This is a genomic window from Microbacterium sp. SD291 (assembly GCF_017355365.1).
Classification (GTDB): Bacteria; Actinomycetota; Actinomycetes; order Actinomycetales; family Microbacteriaceae; genus Microbacterium.
The window spans coordinates 82,749-100,179 of the sequence record NZ_JADIJR010000009.1; the positions used below are offsets into that span (position 1 = coordinate 82,749).

Genomic DNA, 17,431 nt, shown 5'->3' on the forward strand with positions numbered 1-17,431 from the left:
ACTAGCGTTAGCGATGTCGGTGCATCCTGCGTCGGCTTCTTTTCCAGCAGAACAGGCAGTACATGAGCACCCAGGGCACGGTCAAGTGGTTCAACTCGGAGAAGGGCTTCGGCTTCATCTCCCCCGACGACGGCGGCGCTGACGTCTTCGCGCACTACTCCGCCATCGCATCATCCGGCTACCGGTCTCTCGAAGAGAACCAGCGAGTCGAGTTCGATGTCGCGCAGGGCCCCAAGGGCCTGCAGGCCGAGAACATCCGTCCGCTCTGACGCGGACAGACACCGAACTCCCCGACCGGTCCGCGCTTCTGCGCGGCATCCGGCGGGGAGTTCTGTGCTTCTCGCGGGGCTGAGCTGAGCTTCTTGCCGAGGTGATCGCCGGGCTCAGCCCAGCAGCAGAGCGCGCAGCTCGTCGGCGGTCGACACCCGGAACGCGGCATCGTCGCCCTCGTGCGGCTCGCTGAAGCCCCACTCGACGAAGACCACCGGCACGTCGTTCGCGTTGCCACCGGTCACGTCGTGGTGCCGGTCGCCGATCAGCACCGGCCGCGAGGTGTCGGCGCCCCGGTCGCGCAGGCGCCGCAGCGCCTCCACGACGATGTCGGACTTCGACGCGAGCGTCGCCTCATCCGGGGTGGCGCCGACCGTGGTGAGGAAGTACGGTCGCAGCTCGAAGTGGTCGATGATGGCGTCGACCTGGTTCTCGGGCTTCGAGCTCGCCGTCGCCTGCGGGACGCCGGCCGCGTGCATGTCGCGGATCATGTCGGCCACACCGGGGTAGGTCACGACGTCGGTCGTGTACCCGTCGGCCTTGCCGAGGGTGCGATAGAACGCGACCGCCTCGGCGCTCTCGTCTGCGGTCATCCCGGCCTGCTCCTGGAACGACTGGAACATCGGCGGGCCGATCCAGTGGATCAGGTCCTCGCGGGTGGGCGCCGGCTTCCCGAAGTGGGTGAGTGCGACGTTCAGGCGACGGAGGATGCCGATCGACGCGTCGGCGATCGTGCCGTCGAGGTCCCACAGCACGCAGGAGAAGGGGGAGTGAGCCATGCCTCCCAGCCTATGGGCAGCGGATGCCGGGCCCCGGCGCGAAGTCGCGGGCGTCGGCGCAGGACGATCAGAACAGCCGGGGGATGCCCGACTCGATGCCCTTCATGTCGTCGTAGTCGAGCACCAGGCAGCGGATGCCGCGGTCCTCGGCGAGCACGCGCGCCTGCGGCTTGATCTCCTGCGCGGCGAACACGCCCTGCACGGGGGAGAGGTGCGGGTCGCGGCCGAGCAGCTCGAGGTAGCGCGTGAGCTGCTCCACGCCGTCGATGTCGCCGCGGCGCTTCACCTCGACGGCGATGGCGACGCCCGCGGCATCCCGCACGAGCAGGTCGACCGGGCCGATCGCCGTCGGATACTCGCGCCGCACCAGGGTGGCGCCGTCGGAGATGAGATCCACCTGCTCGGCGAGGAGACGCTGCAGGTCGGCCTCGACGCCGTCCTTCTGCAGCCCGGGGTCGAGGCCCAGGTCGTGGTTCGAGTCGTGGATGATCTCGTAGATCTGCACGCGGAGCGCGTCGCCGGTCTTCTTGTGCGTGACGCGCCAGACCTCGACGACGCCGGCGAGCGACTCCTCCTCGCCCGGCTCCTCGGGTGAGAGCGAGCAGGGCGGGCTCATCCAGTTCAGCGGCTTGTAGCTGCCGCCGTCGGAGTGCACGAGCAGACTCCCGTCTCCCTTGTGCACCAGCAGACGCGTGGCGAGAGGGAGGTGGGCATTGAGCCGCCCGGTGTAATCGACGGAGCAGCGGGCGATGACGAGACGCACCCGTCGAGCCTACTTCGTCGCGGGCGCCATCTCGTCCTCGCGGAGCGGTCGGGCCGAAGCAGAGAACAGACCGGACAGGGCGGCCAGCACCACCAGGATGAACAGGGTGTTCAGCAGGCCCAGGTGCTCGCTGATGAACCCCAGCACCGGCGGGCCGCCGAGGAAGGCGACGTACCCGATGGTCGCGGCGGCGCTGACCCGCGCGGCGGCCTTGGCCGGGTCGTCGGCCGCGGCGGACATGCCGAGGGGGAAGCCGAGCGAGGCGCCGATGCCCCACAGCGCCGCACCCGCGAACACCAGCGGCGTGCTGGGGGCGAGGATGAACAGCAGGATGCCGGCCGCCGCCGTGACCGCGAGGATCCGCAGCACGACGACGCGGCCGAAGCGGTCGACCAGCGGGCCGCCGAACAGCCGGACCACGGTCATCGCGACTGAGAATGTGGCGAGGGCCGCCGCCCCGGCGACAGGCCCTGCGCCGTGGTCCTCGGAGACGCCGAGAGCCAGCCAGTCGTTGGCGCCGCCCTCGGCGAAGGACATGCCGAGCATCACGATGCCGAGTGCGTAGGTGCGCGGCTCCCGCCACGCCTCCATCGCCACATGCATCCGCTCGCGCCAGTGCGGCTTCTCGTGCGGAGCCGGATCGAGCGCGGCCTCGCGAGAGGGCACGTTCAGGAAGCACACGACGGCGGCCACGACGATCATGACGGCGATGACCGCGGTGTGCAGTGCCACGTCTGCACCGAGCTGCACGGCGAGGGCGCCGAAGCCCGCGCCGATCACCGTGCCGAAGCTGAAGAATGCGTGGAACACCGGCAGGATCGTCTTGCTCATCTGCTGCTCGATCGCGGTGGCCTCGACGTTCATCATCACGTCGAGCGAGCCGTTGCCGAGGCCGAACAGCACCAGGCCGACCACGACGATCGGCAGCGACCCGACGACGTTCGTGCCGACGCCGATCAGTGCGACGCCCGCGGCGAAGCACAGCATCGTGACGAGCATCCCGACGCGCGCGCCGGTCCGCGCCATCACCGCGGGGCTCGTCGAGATGCCGACGATCGACGAGATGCCCATCGCCAGCAGCAGCAGGCCCATCTGAGCGTTGTCGATGTCGAGACCGAGCTTGATGTCAGGCACCCGCGACGCCCACGTCGCGATCGAGAGGCCGCTGGCGAGGAAGATCGCGAAGATCGCGGCACGCCACCGGACGAACTGTGAGCGGGTGAGTGCGGTATCCATGTCGCACAGCCTATCGAATCGATTCGAGCCTTTGAAACCAGGGGAGCTATCCTCGGAGTATGACCAGTCAGGAGACCCCGCGCCGGGCGACCATCGCCGACGTCGCGCGCGCGGCCGGCGTGGCGACGTCGACCGCGTCCGTCGTGTTCAGCGGCAAGGCGAAGGTGGCGACGGCGACCCGCGAGCGGGTGCTCGCCGCGGCCGCCGAACTCGGCTATTCAGGTCCCGATCCGCGCGCGGCGTCGCTGCGTCGCGGCCGCAGCGGCATCGTGGCCGTCGTGCTCGAGGGGCATCTCCGCGCCGCGTTCCTCGATCCTGTGACGACCGCGATGATGGACGGGCTCACCGACGGACTGGCCGACCTCAGCGCCGGCATCCTGCTGATGCGAGACGACCCGGGGGAGAGCGACACCGCGCCGCTCGCGAACGCACCGGTCGACGCGGTCGTGCTGATCGGATGCTCCGGGCGCACCAGGACATCGCTCGAGATCGTCCGCGGGCGCGGGCTGCCCGTGGTCGTGATCGAGGGCGACGCCGGCGAGGGCATCCCGCGGATCTCCTTGGACAACGCGGCCGCCGCCGCGGACGTCGCGCGTCATGTGCGCGATCTCGGCCACACCGAGGTCGCGCTCGTGACGCTGCACCTCGACGCCGCCCGCGAGCGCGGCGCCGTGACGCCAGCGCGCCTCGACGCGGCCACGGTCGAGGTCACGATCGACCGCCTCGCCGGGATGAGGTCGATCTTCCCGGACGCGCCCGCGATCTCCGCGGCGGGGAGCCTGATCGATGAGGGACTCCTCGTCGGGCGGATGCTGCTGGCGGATGCCGAGAACCGCCCCACCGCCGTGCTCGCCCAGAGCGACCTGCTGGCGGTCGGCGTGATGCGGGCGGCGGAGGAGCTCGGACTCCGCGTCCCCGAGGATCTGTCGGTGGCCGGCTTCGACGGGATCGCCGTCGACGGGCTCGGCGGTCCGGTGCTGACGACCAGCGTGCAGCCGGCCGTCGAGAAGGGGCGCGCTGCGGGGGAGCAGGTGGCGAGGATGCTGCGAGGTGAGCAGGGGATCACCCAGAACCTCACCTGCCGCTTCCGCGCAGGCACGACGACGGCGCCGCCGCCCGTCCACTGAGCGCTCGTCGTCCCCCGCGGCTCCGCCCCCACCAGCCCGCGAGACTTCGCAAATGTCACGTTTTCCGCGGGATTTCGAGACATTTGTGAAGTCTCGCGGGCCGGGGCGGCGGGAGAGATCAGGTGTGCGGGGGGCCCAGGGGCAGCGTGACGTCGCCGAAGTCCAGGATCCGGTAGCGCCCGCAGTCGACGATCTCGTCAGGCAGCGCGGCCACCGGGAGATCCCACCGGACGGTCTGCGCATCCTCGAGCAGGAACGACACCTCGCCGGCCCGGAAGTCGCTCCGGTCCACGAGCCAGGCGTAGCCGTTCAGGCGATGGTCGACCTGCACGAGCTGCTCCGGTGCCTCGAGGTGCGCCTTCGGAAGGCGCACGGTCCAGAACTGGCCGGCACCGGTGCGCCCGGAGTCGCTCACCCAGTCGACCACGCACGCGAGGTCGGGATCAGGTTCCTGGGCGGCGGCGAGCCGCGGCACGCTGAGCCCGCCGCCGACGAGCACCAGCAGCGCGGCGGCGGCGGCGAGTGCGCGCGACACGCGTCTGGGCATCCGCACCGCTTCCGGATGCGCGACCAGGGCGAGCAGCGGGGCGAACGCGACCGGCTGCAGGTAGCGTGCGGCGTGGGTGCCGAGTGCGACCGCGCCGATCACGACCAGCAGCGGCAGCATCCATCCGGAGGCGGCCACGAGGCGGGGGCCAGGGGTGCGCGCCCGGACCGTCTGCCGGATCGCGACCAGGATGAGTGCGAGCGCGAGAATGCAGCCGACGACGCCCGGCGGAGTCGAGAGGCGATCGCCGACGAGGCCCGAGTAGTAGACGATCGACTGCGTCCACTCGGCGGGCCGCGCGTAACCCGCGCCCGTATTGGCTATCCATGCCGCGAACGGAATGCGTCCGGCGAAGCCGATCGCCGTGCCCGCGATCAGCGCCGCCATCAGGCCGAGGGGGAGCCGCCGGCCTGATCGCAGCATCGCAAGGGCGAGCAGCACGGTGAGCGGGGCTGTCGCCCATGCCGCGAAGAGCGGATTCGTGAGGGTCGCCACTGCGGCGACCGCCGCCACAGCCGTGATCAGCCCCGGTTTCGAGCGCGATCCGTCGAGCGTCCGCCGCATCAGGCCGACCACGGCGATCACCGCGATCACGGTCGACGAGTAGTACGTCGTGGTGAGCAGCAGCGACGACAGCTCGAGTGCGTCACGCGACGCCGAGACCTCGGTGATCGCGAGCATCCCGAACGCCGTCAGGGCGCCGAGCGACCAGGCGACCGGCGCGAGTCCCGCCCGGCGTCGGCCCGCGGCCAGACGGAGTGCGCCGTACAGCGCGATGACGTTCACGACGGCGTTCGCCGCGAGCAGGCCGTCGAGATCGAGGGGGAGGAGCGCACCGAGAGCCGCGAACAGCGCCGTCTCCGGCAGGAACAGCACGCTGGACATCGCCCAGTCCGGCGGATGCCCGGCGGCAAGCGACTGCGCGAACATCGCCACGACCAGCGAATCCCCGTCGCGGAAGAGCAGGCCGGCCCGCGGGGACGCCGACACCTGCGCCGTGACGAGGATCGCGATGGCCGCCGCACCGCTCCACCCGGCGATCTCCCGCACCCACGCGCGCTGCATGCGACCACTCTCGCATGCCGCCGGAGCCGTCCGGACGAGCCCTTTTCGCCCGCATGCGCGGAATCGTGCCGGTAAACTGGACGGACACCCGCCCGCCTGAGCCGCAAAGCCGACGAGCCCCGAGGGAGCCCTGCACGTGCTGACCCTCCTCGCCGCGTTCCTCGCAGGGTCGATCCTCATGCCGGTGCTCGTGCGCTGGCTCGGAGCACAGGCCTTCGCGGTCGCCGCACTCATTCCCGCCGCGGCATTCGTCCATGCGCTGGTGCTGACCCCGCAGGTGCTGGATGCGGATCGCGCCCCGTTCGAGGCGATCGAGTGGATCCCGCAGTTGGGCCTCGACCTCTCCATGCACATGGACGTCCTGGGCTGGGTGATGACGCTGATCGTGACCGGCGTCGGCGCGCTGGTGCTGCTGTACTGCCGGTGGTACTTCCACGATGACTCGGCGGGGATCGGGCAGTTCGCCGGGGTCCTCCTCGGATTCGCCGGCGCGATGTACGGGCTCGTCCTCACCGACGACCTGGTGATGCTCGTCATGTTCTGGGAGGTGACGAGCATCCTCTCGTACCTCCTGATCGGCCACTATCGCCGCCGCGCGACCAGCCGACGCGCCGCCCTCCAGGCGCTTCTCGTGACCACCCTGGGCGGGCTCGTGATGTTCGTCGGCGTGATCCTCCTGGTCGTGGATGCCGGCACCTCCAGCATCCGCGAGATCCTCGAGCTCGCGCCGACCGGTGCCGTCGTCGACGCGGCGATCGTGCTGCTGCTCGTCGGTGCGATCAGCAAGTCCGCGCTGTTCCCCTTCCACTTCTGGCTCCCCGGCGCGATGGCGGCACCGACCCCGGTCAGCGCCTACCTGCACGCTGCCGCGATGGTCAAAGCGGGCATCTACCTGATCGCGCGGTTCGCGCCGATCTTCGCGTTCAGCGCGCCGTGGCGCCCGATCGTGATCACGCTCGGGATCATCACGATGCTGCTCGGCGGCATCCAGGCGCTGCGCGAGACCGACCTCAAGCGCATCCTCGCGTTCGGCACAGTGAGCCAGCTCGGCTTCTTCGCCGTCGTGACCGGCTACGGCACGCAGGCTGCGGCGCTGGCAGGCCTCGCCCTGGTGATCGGTCACGCGCTGTTCAAGTCCGCGCTGTTCCTCATCGTGGGCGTGATCGACCGTCAGCTCTCCACGCGCGACATCACCGAGCTCTCCGGCGTCTGGCGGCAGGCCCCGATCATGACGATCGCGGCATTCATCTCGGTGGCATCCATGGCCGGCGTCGCGCCGACCATCGGATTCGTCGCCAAGGAGTCCACGCTGACGGCGCTCCTCGACGACGCACAGGGCGGATCTCCCTGGGGCCTCGTGGCGATCATCGGGGTCACGATCGGGTCCATGCTCACAGCGGCATACGGGGCGCGGTTCCTCTGGGGTGCGTTCTGGACCAAGCGCGATGAGCGCGGAGACCGGATGCCGGACACGGCCTGGCCGGACCCTCCCGTCGGGTTCCTGGCGGCGCCGATCATCCTGGCCGGTGCGACCCTGGCCGCCGGGATCGGCGCCCCCGCGCTCGACGTCGTCCTTCACGAGTACGCGATCACCGCAGCGCCCGGACTCGATCCCGCGACCGGCGAGGCCGTCGAGGGGCCGGGCCATCTCGCGCTCTGGCACGGCCTGGAGCCCGCCCTCGGCATCTCGGCGCTCTCGATCCTCCTCGGGATCGGCATGTTCCTGCTCACTCGCCGCAGCGGCTGGGACCGCCGTGAGCGGATGCTGCCGTTCACCGCGGCGGACGTGTACTACCTCGTCGTCCGCGGGGTCGACCGGGTGTCGGTGCTCAGCACCTCGTTCACCCAGCGAGGCTCGCTCCCCGTCTACGTGGGGACGATCTTCGTCGTGTTCGTCGCCGCCGAGGTCACCGCGCTGGTCGCGAGCGACATCGACCGGTACCAGCTCTCGGCCTGGCACACGCCCGCACAGCTGGCCGTGGCCCCGCTGATGGCGGCCGCTGGCATCTTCGCCGTGCGCGCGCAGAAGCGGTACACCGGCGTCGTGCTCGTCTCGGTCACCGGCCTCGGCATGGTGGTGCTCTTCGCGACCAGCGGGGCCCCGGACCTCGCGCTCACGCAGATCCTCGTGGAGACCGTCACCATGGTCACCTTCGCGCTGGTGCTGCGGCGCCTACCCGCGCGGATGGGCGAGCACAACGCCTCGGTCGGGCGCATCCCGCGCGCGCTGCTCGGCCTGGCCGTCGGCGTGACCATGGCCCTGGTCGCGGTCGTCGCGACGCAGTCGCGCATCGCCGACCCGATCTCGATCGCGTTCCCTGAGCTCGCCTACGACATCGGCCACGGCAAGAACGTGGTCAACGTCGCCCTCGTCGACCTCCGCGGCTGGGACACGATGGGCGAGCTCTCGGTTCTCGTGCTCGCGGCGACCGGCGTCGCATCCCTGGTGTTCGTGACGCATCGCGCCGATCTCCTCGCCGCGACGAAGACGCTGCCCGATGCCACCCGCCGCGCCGCCCGGAGCCGCCCGCTGGTCGAGACGACCGACGGCATCCGCTTCCAGAATTCCGAGAACGAGAACAACCACCGGGCCTGGCTCGTCGGCGGGCAGAAGATGAAGCCGGAGAACCGCTCGATCCTGCTCGAGGTGATCGTCCGCATCCTCTTCCACACCATCATCGTCGTCTCGATCTTCCTGCTGTTCGCCGGGCACAACCTCCCTGGTGGCGGCTTCGCCGGAGGACTCGTCGCCGGCATGGCCCTGGTCATGCGGTATATCGCCGGCGGGCGCTGGGAGCTCGGCGCCGCCGCGCCGACGGACGCAGGGCGCCTCCTCGGCGCCGGCCTCATGCTCGCGGTCGGCACCGCCGTCATCCCGCTGTTCTTCGGCCTGTCGCCCCTCACCAGCTCGTTCTGGGAGTGGGAGATCCCGGGGATAGGGCACATGGAATTCGTCACCTCGACGATCTTCGACATCGGCGTGTACCTCGTGGTGATCGGGCTGGTGCTCGACGTGCTGCGCAGCCTCGGCGCCGAGGTCGACCGGCAGGCGCAGGCGCTCCGCGACGGCCAGCAGCCAAGGCACGTGCGGGGGGTGGATGTCTGATGGACGTCTCACTCACCCTGATCGTGATCATGGCGGTGCTCTTCGCGTGCGGTGTGTACGCGATGCTCGAGCGAAGCCTCACGCGGGTGCTCATCGGCTTCCTGCTGCTCGGCAACGCCACGAACCTGCTGCTGCTGATCGTGATGGGCGTGCCGGGCGACGCACCCTTCTTCGGGACCGGGGGAGAGGTGAGTGATCCACTCCCGCAGGCGCTCACCCTCACGGCCATCGTCATCACCTTCGCCGTCTCGGCGTTCCTGCTCGCGCTGATCTACCGCTCGTGGCAGCTCGGCCAGGCCGACACGGTCGAGGACGACGAGGCCGACATCGCACTGCGCGAGCGCACGGATGCCGATGAGGACCTGATGGACGACGAGGGGGAGACGGCGGATGACGACGCCACCACCGACTTCGTCGGTGTGCAGACCGCCCCGATCACCGTGGTGACCCTGCGAGAGCATCCCGCGATCCACGGCGAAGGGCCGGTCGACCGGCCAGCGGCTTCCGCCGCCGATGGCGGGCGCCGCACCGATCGTGCGCCGCAGGACGAGCTCCTGGACGAGCCGCCCCGAGACGACCGGCCCCGAGACGACCGGTCCCGAGACGAAGGGGATCGCCCATGAGCGCGCTCGTGCCCCTGCTCGTCGCCGTGCCGCTGCTCGGCGCCGCAGTGACCCTCATCTTCGGCCGAAACCCGCGACTCCAGGTGTTCGTGACCGTCGCGACGCTCGCCGCCGTCTCGGTGATCGCGGCCGTGCTGCTCGTCGCGGTCGACGCGGGCGCCCCGCTCGCCGTCTCGGTGGGCGGCTGGCCGGTGCCGTTCGGCATCGTGCTGTACGTCGACCGGCTCGCGGCGCTCCTGGTGCTCGTGTCGAGCATCGTCCTGCTCGCGGTCCTGCTCTTCTCGATCGGGCAAGGCGCGGCCGACGGCACCGACGAGACGCCGATCTCGATCTTCAACCCGTCGTACCTGATCCTCGCCGCCGGCATCTTCAACGCCTTCATCGCCGGCGACCTCTTCAACCTCTACGTCGGCTTCGAGATCCTGCTGGTCGCCTCGTACGTGCTCATCACGCTCGGCAGCACCGAGTCCCGCATCCGCACCGGCGCGGTCTACATCGTCGTCTCGCTCGTCTCGTCGATCCTGTTCCTCGCATCGATCGCGATGATCTACGGCGCGCTCGGCACGGTGAACATGGCGCAGATCGCCGAGCGGATGACGGAGCTGCCGCAGGAGACGCAGCTTGTGCTGCATCTGATGCTCGTCGTCGCGTTCGGCATCAAGGCCGCCATCTTCCCCGTGTCTTTCTGGCTGCCCGACTCGTACCCGACGGCCCCGGCCCCCGTCACCGCGGTCTTCGCCGGACTCCTCACGAAGGTCGGCGTCTACGCGCTGATCCGCACCGAGACGCAGCTCTTCTCCGAGAGCGACATCAACACGCTGCTGCTGATCGTGGCGCTCGCGACGATGGTCGTCGGCGTGCTCGGAGCCGTGGCGCAGGCGGAGTTGAAGCGGATCCTGTCGTTCACGCTGGTCAGCCACGTCGGCTACATGATCTTCGGTCTCGCGATCGCGACCCCGGCGGCGATCGGCGCGACGGTGTACTACATCGTCCACCACATCATCGTGCAGACGACCCTGTTCCTCGCGGTCGGTCTCATCGAGCGCCGCGCGGGGAGCACGTCGATCCTCCGGGTGAAGGGCCTGCTGAAGATCGCGCCCGTGATCGCGGTGCTCTATTTCATCCCCGCCATCAACCTCGGCGGACTCCCGCCGTTCTCCGGCTTCATCGGCAAGGTCGCGCTGTTCCAGGCAGCGGCATCCGTCGGAACCCCGCTCATGATCGTGCTGATCTTCGGCGGCATCATCACCTCGCTGCTCACGCTCTACGCCCTGATGCGCGCGTGGAACCTCGCGTTCTGGCGCGAGGAGGAGGACTCCGTCGAGACCGAGGGCCGCATCTCGCACCTCGGCAACGCGCCGGCCGCAGACGAGCAGCAGGAGCGCCGCCGCATCCCGAAGATCATGACCGTGGCCACAGCGGGCATGGTCGTCGTCACCGTCTCGCTGACGATCTTCGCCGGTCCTCTCTATGCGCTCTGCGACCGGATCGGCGCCGCGCTGCTCGAACCGGTCAGCCTCGTGCAGCTGGAAGACGAGGTGGACGGATGACTCCCGAGACCCGCCGTCATCTCTGGCGCGACATCCGCGTGCAGCTGCCGTTCCTCGCGTGGCTGATTGTCCTGTGGATGCTCCTGTGGGCGCAGTTCACGGTGCTGTCGTTCCTCACGGGGCTCGTCGTCGCGGTGTTCGTGACGCGGGTGTTCCGCCTGCCGACCGTCGAGCTGTCCGGACGGATCAACCTCTGGTACGCGGCGCTGTTCGTGGTGCAGTTCGTGTTCGCGGTGGTCCACGGAGCGCTCGTGGTCACGGCGCAGGTGCTCGACTTCCGCCGCCAGCCGGGGGCGGCGATCATCGCGGTGCCGCTGCGGTACGCGGATGACCTGCTGATGACTCACGTCTCGGTGGTCTCCTCGCTGATCCCCGGCTCGCTGGTCGTGGAGTCCGATCGGGATCGGCGCATCGTCTATCTGCACGTGATCGGCGTGCGGAGCAGGGCCGACGTCGAGCGGCAGCGCGCGGGCGTGCTGCGCTGGGAGCAGCGGATCGTGCGCGCGCTCGGAGACCCCGCGCAGTACCGTGCGCTCAAGGCCGACGAGCGCGCGGCCGGTGGCGGCGGTGCCGGCTCGACGGCCCGCGGCTCGGCCGGTGCCGGTGGCTCCGGTGCCGGTGGCTCCGGTGCCGGTGGCTCCGGTGCCGGTGACTCGAAGAGGGGCGGTGCCCGATGAACCTCCTGCTGATGGCGATCATGGTCGTGTTCGGTGCGGCGGCGATCCTCACCGTCATCCGGATCGTGCGCGGACCGTCGATCCTCGACCGCGCCGTGGCGTCGGACGTGCTGCTCACCGAGGTGATGTGCGTACTCGGCGCTGAGATGGCGATCAACGGCCACACCCGCAGCATCCCGGTGCTGCTGATCATCGCCGCGGTGGGCGTGTTCGGATCGATCTCCGTCGCGCGGTTCGTCGCGAGAAGGGACAACACGACACCATGAACGTGCTCGGTCTCATGATCCCGGATGCCGTCATCGACGTGGCGGTGCTCGTGCTGATCCTCCTCGGCGCCCTGCTCTGCCTGTCGGCCGCGATCGGGCTCCTGCACTTCCGCGACGTGCCGTCGCGGCTGCACGCGGCGACCAAGCCGCAGGTGCTCGGACTGCTGCTCATCTGCCTCGCGGTCGCGCTGTCGCAGCGGTCGATCGGCGGCATCCTGCTCGGGCTGGTCCTCGTCGCCCCCGTCGTGCTGATGCAGCTCGCGACCGCGCCGCTCTCGGCGCACATGGTCGGGCGCCAGGCGTACCGGAACGGCACGGTCGACCAGCGGCACCTCGTGGTCGACGAGCTCGCCGAGTCGAAGCAGACCCCGCCCGCCGCGGGGTAGCCCGGCTCGGGCGGATCCGCCGCCGCCCGGGGCGTCTGAATCTGCCATAACTCCGGAAATCCGTGGGTGAAACTGCGGGCTGGCGCATCACCGGGTAGGCGGCCCGCCGATTCTCCGGAGTTGTGGCGCGCCCGCCACCGACGCCGTCCGCATCTGCCCGCCCGTCAGTCTGCCCGCCCCTTAGTCTGCCCGCCCCTGACCGCCATAACTCCGGAGATCCGTGCGTGAAGCTGCGGCTGGAGGCGTCAGGGCCGGAAAGCCCGCCGATTCTCCGGAGTTATGGCGGATCGACTCCTCCTGCACAGAGCGCCGCGACCGCGAAAATCCTCCCCAACAGGCCCGCCAGACCCCACGGGGCGCCTCAAGACGGCAGGGTTTCCCGCATGCTCCAGAAACCCCGAACGGTGGCCGAGCGGTTCGCCGACATGCTTCGCGTCAGCATCATGACCCGAGATGAGCTCCGAAGAGGCGGTCGCTCTCCTCACGGGATCACCGACGACGTCCGAGCCGGCCGTCTCCTCCGTGTACGCCGCGGACGATACGCGTCGCCGGACACCCCGCCGGACGTGATCACAGCAGTCCGCATCGGCGGCCGACTCGCCTGCCTGACCCTGTTGAGGATGCTCGGGGTGTTCGTGATGACGGAGCCGGGGTTGCACGTCCATGTACCCCCGCACCTCTCACGCAGTCGCGCGCGACGGCCGTCGACCGCCAAGCTGCACTGGAGCGACTGCACGGAGGAGGGGCTGGACCATGCCGTCTCAGTGTGGGACGCGGTGCGTCAGTCCGTCAGATGCCAGAGCCCGCGGGATGCCATCGCGACCCTTGACAGCGTCCTGCATCATCGGCTGCTGACTCGGGAGCATCTGGTCCGGATCTTCGAGGAGCTTCCGGCCCGCTTCCAGATGCTGCTGCCCCTCGTGGACGGCTCAGCGGAATCGGGCCCTGAGACGTTCATGCGACTCATCCTGCGCGCGCTCGGACTGCGATTCGAGACCCAGGTCGAGCTCGCCGGCGTCGGCCGAGTCGATTTCGTCGTGGAAGGCTGGCTCATCATCGAATGCGACAGCCGCGAGTTCCACGAGGGATGGGATCGGCAGGTCGCCGACCGGGAACGCGATCTGGCCGCGGCCGGGCTCGGGTACGTCACGATCCGCATCCTGGCGGCTGACATCTTCAACAAGCGGGACGAGGTGCGCGCGGCGATTCTCGCGGTCGTGACTGCGTTCTCGCCGTTCCTCGGCGATCGCGCAGCGCCACAACTCCGGAGATCTGACGCCGATCACGCCGAACAGGCAAGGCGGGCCCGGAAACTGCATTGATTCTCCGGAGTTATGGCGCGCGAGTGCGGCAGACCCGAGACCGCGCCGCCGCGCCGCGCCGCGCCAGCGCCTCAGAGCCGCTCGGCGAAGCGCTGGATCAGATGCACGGCCTTGGCCGAGTCGCTGATCAGCGTGCCATGACCGTGATCGGGGATCACCTCGAGCTCGGCGCCCGGTATGGCGTCGATGATCTCGCGGCACCAGCTCATCGGCGCGAGCGGGTCGTCCTGCCCGCGCAGCACGAGCACCGGGGTCCCGATCCGCTTGTAGGCGTCCTGGGCCTCGTGCACGATCGTCGCCCGCATCTTGCGGATCAGGTTCGGGCCTCCCCGCAGGTACTCGCGGGCACCCCGGAGGATCACGATCGGACGCTCTCCGATCAGGTCGCGCAGCAGGTACGTCGCCTGGGCGCGGATGCTGCGCGCGGCGCTGTTCACGGTCGGACCGGCCAGCACGACCCCCGCGACGAGAGACGGATGCCGCCCGGCGAGCTCGGCCGCGATCTGACTGCCCATGGAGTGGCCGATCACCACCACCGGCTTCTCGCCGGCGTGCCGGAGGTAGGCGGCGACGAGATCCGCATGCCGCTCCATCGTGAGGGTGCGCGCAGGCTCCGGGGCCTCGCCGAAGCCGGGGAGGTCGAATGCGATCACCCGGCCGCGCAGCCGCTGCACCGTGTCGAGGTAGACGCTGCGGCCCATCCCGATGCCGTGCAGCAGCACGAACGTGTGCGCGCCGGACCCGAACGTCTCCGCGATCAGGGTCGCGCCGCGGTGCTCGAACTCGACGACGGACGCGGGAACGTCCTGCGGCGCGAGCAGACGATTGGGCATCCGTCCACGGTAACCGACGCCGGTCGTCGTCGGCGACAGTCGACCGGGACACGCACCTGGGTCGGGACACGCACCCGGACCGGGACACGCACCGGGACCGGGACACGCACCCTGACCGGGACACGCACCCGGACCGGGAGACGCCCGGACCGGGTGGCACCCCCGGACCGTCGGGCGCCGAGCGGATGCCGTCGGCACCCCGTGCGAGGATGAAGGGTGACTTCGCCCGGCCCCGACACCGACCAGCTCGAGACGGCGCCGGAGGCGAGAGGGCTCTTCGCGAGGATCTCGGCCAGCTTGAGCGATCCGGTGCTCCGCGCCCTCGTCACGGCCACGGCGGTGTCCCGCGTCGGTCGCGGCGTCTTCCTCGCGGTGACCGTGCTCTTCTTCACGCAGATCGTCGGGCTCAGCGCCACAGAGGCGGCCGTCGTGCTCGCGGTCTCGAGCGGCTGCGGTGTCGTCGCGTCCTTCCTCGGCGGCTGGCTCGCCGATCGCTGGAGCGCGAGGAAGCTGACGTTCTCGTTCGAGGTGCTCGGCGGGCTGCTGCTCGCGGCCTACGCGTTCGCCGGCGACTTCCTCTCGGCGCTGGTGCTGGCGAGCCTGTCCGGGTTCTTCGACTCGATCGGGCATTCATCGCGGTCGGCGATCATCGCCCGCGGCTTCGCCCCCGATCGGCGGGTGCACGCCCGCGCCGTGCTCCGCACCGTCACGAACCTGTCGATCGCCGCGGGGTCGGGATTCGGCGCGATCGCGCTCGCGCTCGGAACGCCGGAGAGCTACCGGCTGGTGATCGCCGGCGCCGGCATGCTGTGCGCGGTCGGATCGCTGCCCCTGCTGCGGCTGACGGCTGCGGTCGACGCGCCCGCGCGCACGAAGGCGGGGCCCCTGCACACCGAGACCGGGTCGATCGACACGGATGCCACGGAGGCTGCGGCCGCCGAGCGGAAGGACTGGGGCCGGCGCTCGCCGTGGCGTGATCGCCGCTACCTGCTGCTGAGCGCTCTCTCGGCGATCTTCGGCATGCAGTTCGGCGTCGCCGAACTCGGAGTTCCGCTCTGGATCACCCGGAACACGAACGCCCCTGAGGTCATGGTGTCCGTGCTGCTGATCGTGAACACCACGCTGGTCGTGCTCTTCCAGGTGCGCGCCTCCCGCGGCACGCACGACCTGCGCGTGGCAGGGCGCGTCACGATGATCGCCGGATGGCTGATGGTCGTCGCCTGTCTCGTGTACGCGCTCGCCGCAGGGCTTCCCGCCTGGATCGCCATCGTCGTCCTGATCACCGGCACGATCGCGCACACCTTCGCCGAGATCCTGTCGCAGGCGGGCGCATGGGGACTCAGCTTCGAGCTCGCGGATCCGGTGCGCGCCGGCGCGTACCAGGGCGTCTTCGGCATGGGCTTCTCGCTCGGAGCGCTCGCCTCGCCGCTCGTGGTGAACGCCACCGCCATCACGTTCGGCCTTGCCGGCTGGGCGATCCTCGCGGCGATCTTCCTCGCTGCGGCGGCCGGGATCTGGGTCATCGCGCGTCGTGCCGCCGCGGCGGCATCCGCAACCGTCCCCGCGCCGGCATAGGCCACGGACCGCCGGCGGATGCGAGTTTCGAAACTCGTGTACCGACGCGGATCGCCGCGCTATCAACATAAGCGCGGAACCATGCCGCGCGATGACGACGATGTCAGGAGATTCCCATGCGACGATCCATGCGATCGCTACTCGTGGCCACGGCCGCCGCGGCCCTGGTGCTGCCCCTGTGCGCAGTGTCCGCCGCGAACGCGACACCCCCGGGCTTCAGCAGCGCCGACAAGGACGCACTGCGCAATCAGGCGCCGAGCGACCTGGCGATCGGCAGCGCCGTGTGGGGCAAGCAGCAGCTCACGGACTACGACCCGGCCGCACCGACCGAGTACCAGCAGGTGCTCGGCGCCCAGTTCTCGTCGCTCACACCCGAGAACGACATGAAGTGGGATGCCATCCACCCCGCGCCGGGCGTCTACGACTTCGCGTCGGCAGATGCCCTCGTCGCCTACGCCGAGGCGAACCACCAGCAGGTGCGCGGCCACACCCTCCTCTGGCACAGCCAGAACCCGGCCTGGGTCACCGAGGCCGGCGCTGCGTGGACCTGCGATCAGGCACGAGACGTGCTCGAGGACCACATCCGCACCGTGGTCGGCCATTTCAAGGGCCGGATCTATGAGTGGGACGTCGCGAACGAGATCTTCCAGGACACCTGGGACAACGGCGGCGTGCGGCTGCGCACCGAGGCGAACCCGTTCCTCAGGGCCTGCGCCGATGACCCGGTCGCGCTTCTGGTGGACGCATTCCGGTGGGCGCATGAAGCCGATCCCGACGCGGTGCTGTTCCTCAACGACTACAACGCCGAAGGCGTGAACGAGAAGACCGACGCCTATTACGAGCTGGCAGAGCGGATGCTGGACGCCGGTGCGCCGCTCGGCGGCTTCGGCGCCCAGGGCCACCTCAGCCTGCTCTACGGCTTCGACACCTCGATCCAGGCGAACTTCGAGCGGTTCGCCGCGCTCGGGCTTCAGGTCGCCGTCACCGAGGCGGATGTCCGCATCCCGCTGCTCGAGGGCGAGACCGGCCCCACTCCGGAGCAGGTCGCCGTGCAGGCCGAGCGCTATGACGCGATGCTCGAGGCGTGCCTGAACGTGACGGCGTGCTCGTCGTTCACCGTGTGGGGCTTCCCGGACGCGAACTCCTGGGTTCCCGATGTCTTCCCTGGTGAGGGCTGGGCGACGATCCTCGAGGACGACTACTCGCCCAAGCCCGCCTTCGACGCGATGCTCCGTTCGCTGCAGGACGCCACGCCCGGCGTCTCACCCCGCCGCGGCTGAGCGGGCGTGACGGGCGACCGCAGCGC

16 protein-coding genes are annotated in these 17,431 nt (G+C 70.1%); 11 read left to right on the forward strand and 5 right to left on the reverse strand.

Features of this window, described 5'->3' with window-relative positions:
- Positions 1-62 precede the first annotated feature (62 nt).
- On the forward strand, positions 63-269 hold the full coding sequence (locus IPV10_RS07255) for a cold-shock protein (RefSeq protein WP_207482180.1): 207 nt from the start codon (positions 63-65) through the stop codon (positions 267-269).
- 114 nt (positions 270-383) lie between these two features.
- Here IPV10_RS07255 and IPV10_RS07260 read toward each other — a convergent pair whose 3' ends face one another.
- The 3 genes from IPV10_RS07260 to IPV10_RS07270 form a co-directional block, all read right to left on the reverse strand.
- Positions 384-1,049, reverse strand: a complete 666-nt coding sequence (locus tag IPV10_RS07260) for an HAD hydrolase-like protein (protein WP_207482182.1) — start codon at positions 1,047-1,049, stop codon at positions 384-386.
- A 67-nt stretch (positions 1,050-1,116) separates the two neighbouring features.
- Positions 1,117-1,812, reverse strand: coding sequence for an endonuclease NucS (gene nucS / locus IPV10_RS07265; RefSeq protein WP_207482184.1), 696 nt, complete (start codon positions 1,810-1,812; stop codon positions 1,117-1,119).
- Between the two features lie 9 nt (positions 1,813-1,821).
- Positions 1,822-3,048: an MFS transporter gene (locus IPV10_RS07270; protein WP_207482187.1), complete on the reverse strand. Its 1,227-nt coding sequence runs from the start codon at positions 3,046-3,048 to the stop codon at positions 1,822-1,824.
- 59 nt (positions 3,049-3,107) lie between these two features.
- On the opposite strand from IPV10_RS07270, the gene IPV10_RS07275 reads away from it, so the two are divergent.
- On the forward strand, positions 3,108-4,175 hold the full coding sequence (locus tag IPV10_RS07275; RefSeq protein WP_207482189.1) for a LacI family DNA-binding transcriptional regulator: 1,068 nt from the start codon (positions 3,108-3,110) through the stop codon (positions 4,173-4,175).
- 118 nt (positions 4,176-4,293) lie between these two features.
- Here the strand turns inward: IPV10_RS07275 and IPV10_RS07280 are convergent, their stop codons facing one another.
- The gene (locus IPV10_RS07280) at positions 4,294-5,787 is read right to left on the reverse strand and encodes a hypothetical protein (RefSeq protein ID WP_207482191.1); all 1,494 of its coding nucleotides are present in this window, start codon (positions 5,785-5,787) and stop codon (positions 4,294-4,296) included.
- Between the two features lie 136 nt (positions 5,788-5,923).
- Here IPV10_RS07280 and IPV10_RS07285 point away from each other — a divergent pair, with 136 nt between their 5' ends.
- The 7 genes from IPV10_RS07285 to IPV10_RS17305 all read left to right on the forward strand — a co-directional run bounded on the left by IPV10_RS07285 (position 5,924) and on the right by IPV10_RS17305 (position 13,717).
- Positions 5,924-8,893: a Na+/H+ antiporter subunit A gene (locus IPV10_RS07285; RefSeq protein WP_207482193.1), complete on the forward strand. Its 2,970-nt coding sequence runs from the start codon at positions 5,924-5,926 to the stop codon at positions 8,891-8,893.
- Positions 8,893-9,516, forward strand: a complete 624-nt coding sequence (locus IPV10_RS07290; RefSeq protein WP_207482195.1) for a Na(+)/H(+) antiporter subunit C — start codon at positions 8,893-8,895, stop codon at positions 9,514-9,516. The genes IPV10_RS07285 and IPV10_RS07290 overlap by 1 nt, the downstream gene beginning before the upstream one ends.
- Positions 9,513-11,066 carry a Na+/H+ antiporter subunit D gene (locus tag IPV10_RS07295; RefSeq protein WP_207482197.1) on the forward strand — a complete coding sequence of 518 codons (1,554 nt, stop codon included), beginning with the start codon at positions 9,513-9,515 and terminating at the stop codon, positions 11,064-11,066. Before IPV10_RS07290 ends, IPV10_RS07295 begins: the two co-directional genes overlap by 4 nt.
- Positions 11,063-11,743 (forward strand): Na+/H+ antiporter subunit E, encoded by a 681-nt coding sequence (locus IPV10_RS07300; RefSeq protein ID WP_207482200.1) that lies wholly within the window; start codon positions 11,063-11,065, stop codon positions 11,741-11,743. Before IPV10_RS07295 ends, IPV10_RS07300 begins: the two co-directional genes overlap by 4 nt.
- Positions 11,740-12,009, forward strand: coding sequence for a monovalent cation/H+ antiporter complex subunit F (locus IPV10_RS07305; protein ID WP_207482202.1), 270 nt, complete (start codon positions 11,740-11,742; stop codon positions 12,007-12,009). Before IPV10_RS07300 ends, IPV10_RS07305 begins: the two co-directional genes overlap by 4 nt.
- The gene (mnhG, locus tag IPV10_RS07310) at positions 12,006-12,395 is read left to right on the forward strand and encodes a monovalent cation/H(+) antiporter subunit G (RefSeq protein ID WP_207482210.1); all 390 of its coding nucleotides are present in this window, start codon (positions 12,006-12,008) and stop codon (positions 12,393-12,395) included. The genes IPV10_RS07305 and mnhG overlap by 4 nt, the downstream gene beginning before the upstream one ends.
- A gap of 566 nt (positions 12,396-12,961) precedes the next feature.
- Positions 12,962-13,717 carry an endonuclease domain-containing protein gene (locus IPV10_RS17305; RefSeq protein ID WP_207482211.1) on the forward strand — a complete coding sequence of 252 codons (756 nt, stop codon included), beginning with the start codon at positions 12,962-12,964 and terminating at the stop codon, positions 13,715-13,717.
- Between the two features lie 71 nt (positions 13,718-13,788).
- Here IPV10_RS17305 and IPV10_RS07320 read toward each other — a convergent pair whose 3' ends face one another.
- Complete coding sequence (locus tag IPV10_RS07320; protein WP_207482213.1) at positions 13,789-14,550, reverse strand: alpha/beta fold hydrolase; 762 nt, start codon at positions 14,548-14,550, stop codon at positions 13,789-13,791.
- 216 nt (positions 14,551-14,766) lie between these two features.
- Here IPV10_RS07320 and IPV10_RS07325 point away from each other — a divergent pair, with 216 nt between their 5' ends.
- Together IPV10_RS07325 and IPV10_RS07330 are read left to right on the forward strand one after the other, a co-directional pair.
- Positions 14,767-16,125, forward strand: coding sequence for an MFS transporter (locus IPV10_RS07325; protein WP_307861082.1), 1,359 nt, complete (start codon positions 14,767-14,769; stop codon positions 16,123-16,125).
- A gap of 116 nt (positions 16,126-16,241) precedes the next feature.
- A complete protein-coding gene (locus IPV10_RS07330) occupies positions 16,242-17,405 on the forward strand; it encodes an endo-1,4-beta-xylanase (protein ID WP_207482215.1) in 1,164 nt (387 codons plus the stop codon).
- The last annotated feature ends 26 nt before the right edge of the window (positions 17,406-17,431 follow it).

Excerpts from the sequence above, each read along its gene's own strand:
- IPV10_RS07290 (WP_207482195.1), top strand. The coding sequence starts at position 8,893 with ATGGACGTCTCACTCACCCTGATCGTGATCATGGCGGTGCTCTTCGCG.
- IPV10_RS07255 (WP_207482180.1), top strand. The coding sequence starts at position 63 with ATGAGCACCCAGGGCACGGTCAAGTGGTTCAACTCGGAGAAGGGCTTC.
- IPV10_RS07275 (WP_207482189.1), top strand. The coding sequence starts at position 3,108 with ATGACCAGTCAGGAGACCCCGCGCCGGGCGACCATCGCCGACGTCGCG.
- IPV10_RS07320 (WP_207482213.1), bottom strand. The coding sequence starts at position 14,550 with ATGCCCAATCGTCTGCTCGCGCCGCAGGACGTTCCCGCGTCCGTCGTC.
- IPV10_RS07280 (WP_207482191.1), bottom strand. The coding sequence starts at position 5,787 with ATGCAGCGCGCGTGGGTGCGGGAGATCGCCGGGTGGAGCGGTGCGGCG.
- IPV10_RS07260 (WP_207482182.1), bottom strand. The coding sequence starts at position 1,049 with ATGGCTCACTCCCCCTTCTCCTGCGTGCTGTGGGACCTCGACGGCACG.
- IPV10_RS07330 (WP_207482215.1), top strand. The coding sequence starts at position 16,242 with ATGCGACGATCCATGCGATCGCTACTCGTGGCCACGGCCGCCGCGGCC.
- mnhG (WP_207482210.1), top strand. The coding sequence starts at position 12,006 with ATGAACGTGCTCGGTCTCATGATCCCGGATGCCGTCATCGACGTGGCG.
- IPV10_RS07300 (WP_207482200.1), top strand. The coding sequence starts at position 11,063 with ATGACTCCCGAGACCCGCCGTCATCTCTGGCGCGACATCCGCGTGCAG.
- IPV10_RS07295 (WP_207482197.1), top strand. The coding sequence starts at position 9,513 with ATGAGCGCGCTCGTGCCCCTGCTCGTCGCCGTGCCGCTGCTCGGCGCC.
- IPV10_RS07305 (WP_207482202.1), top strand. The coding sequence starts at position 11,740 with ATGAACCTCCTGCTGATGGCGATCATGGTCGTGTTCGGTGCGGCGGCG.
- IPV10_RS07270 (WP_207482187.1), bottom strand. The coding sequence starts at position 3,048 with ATGGATACCGCACTCACCCGCTCACAGTTCGTCCGGTGGCGTGCCGCG.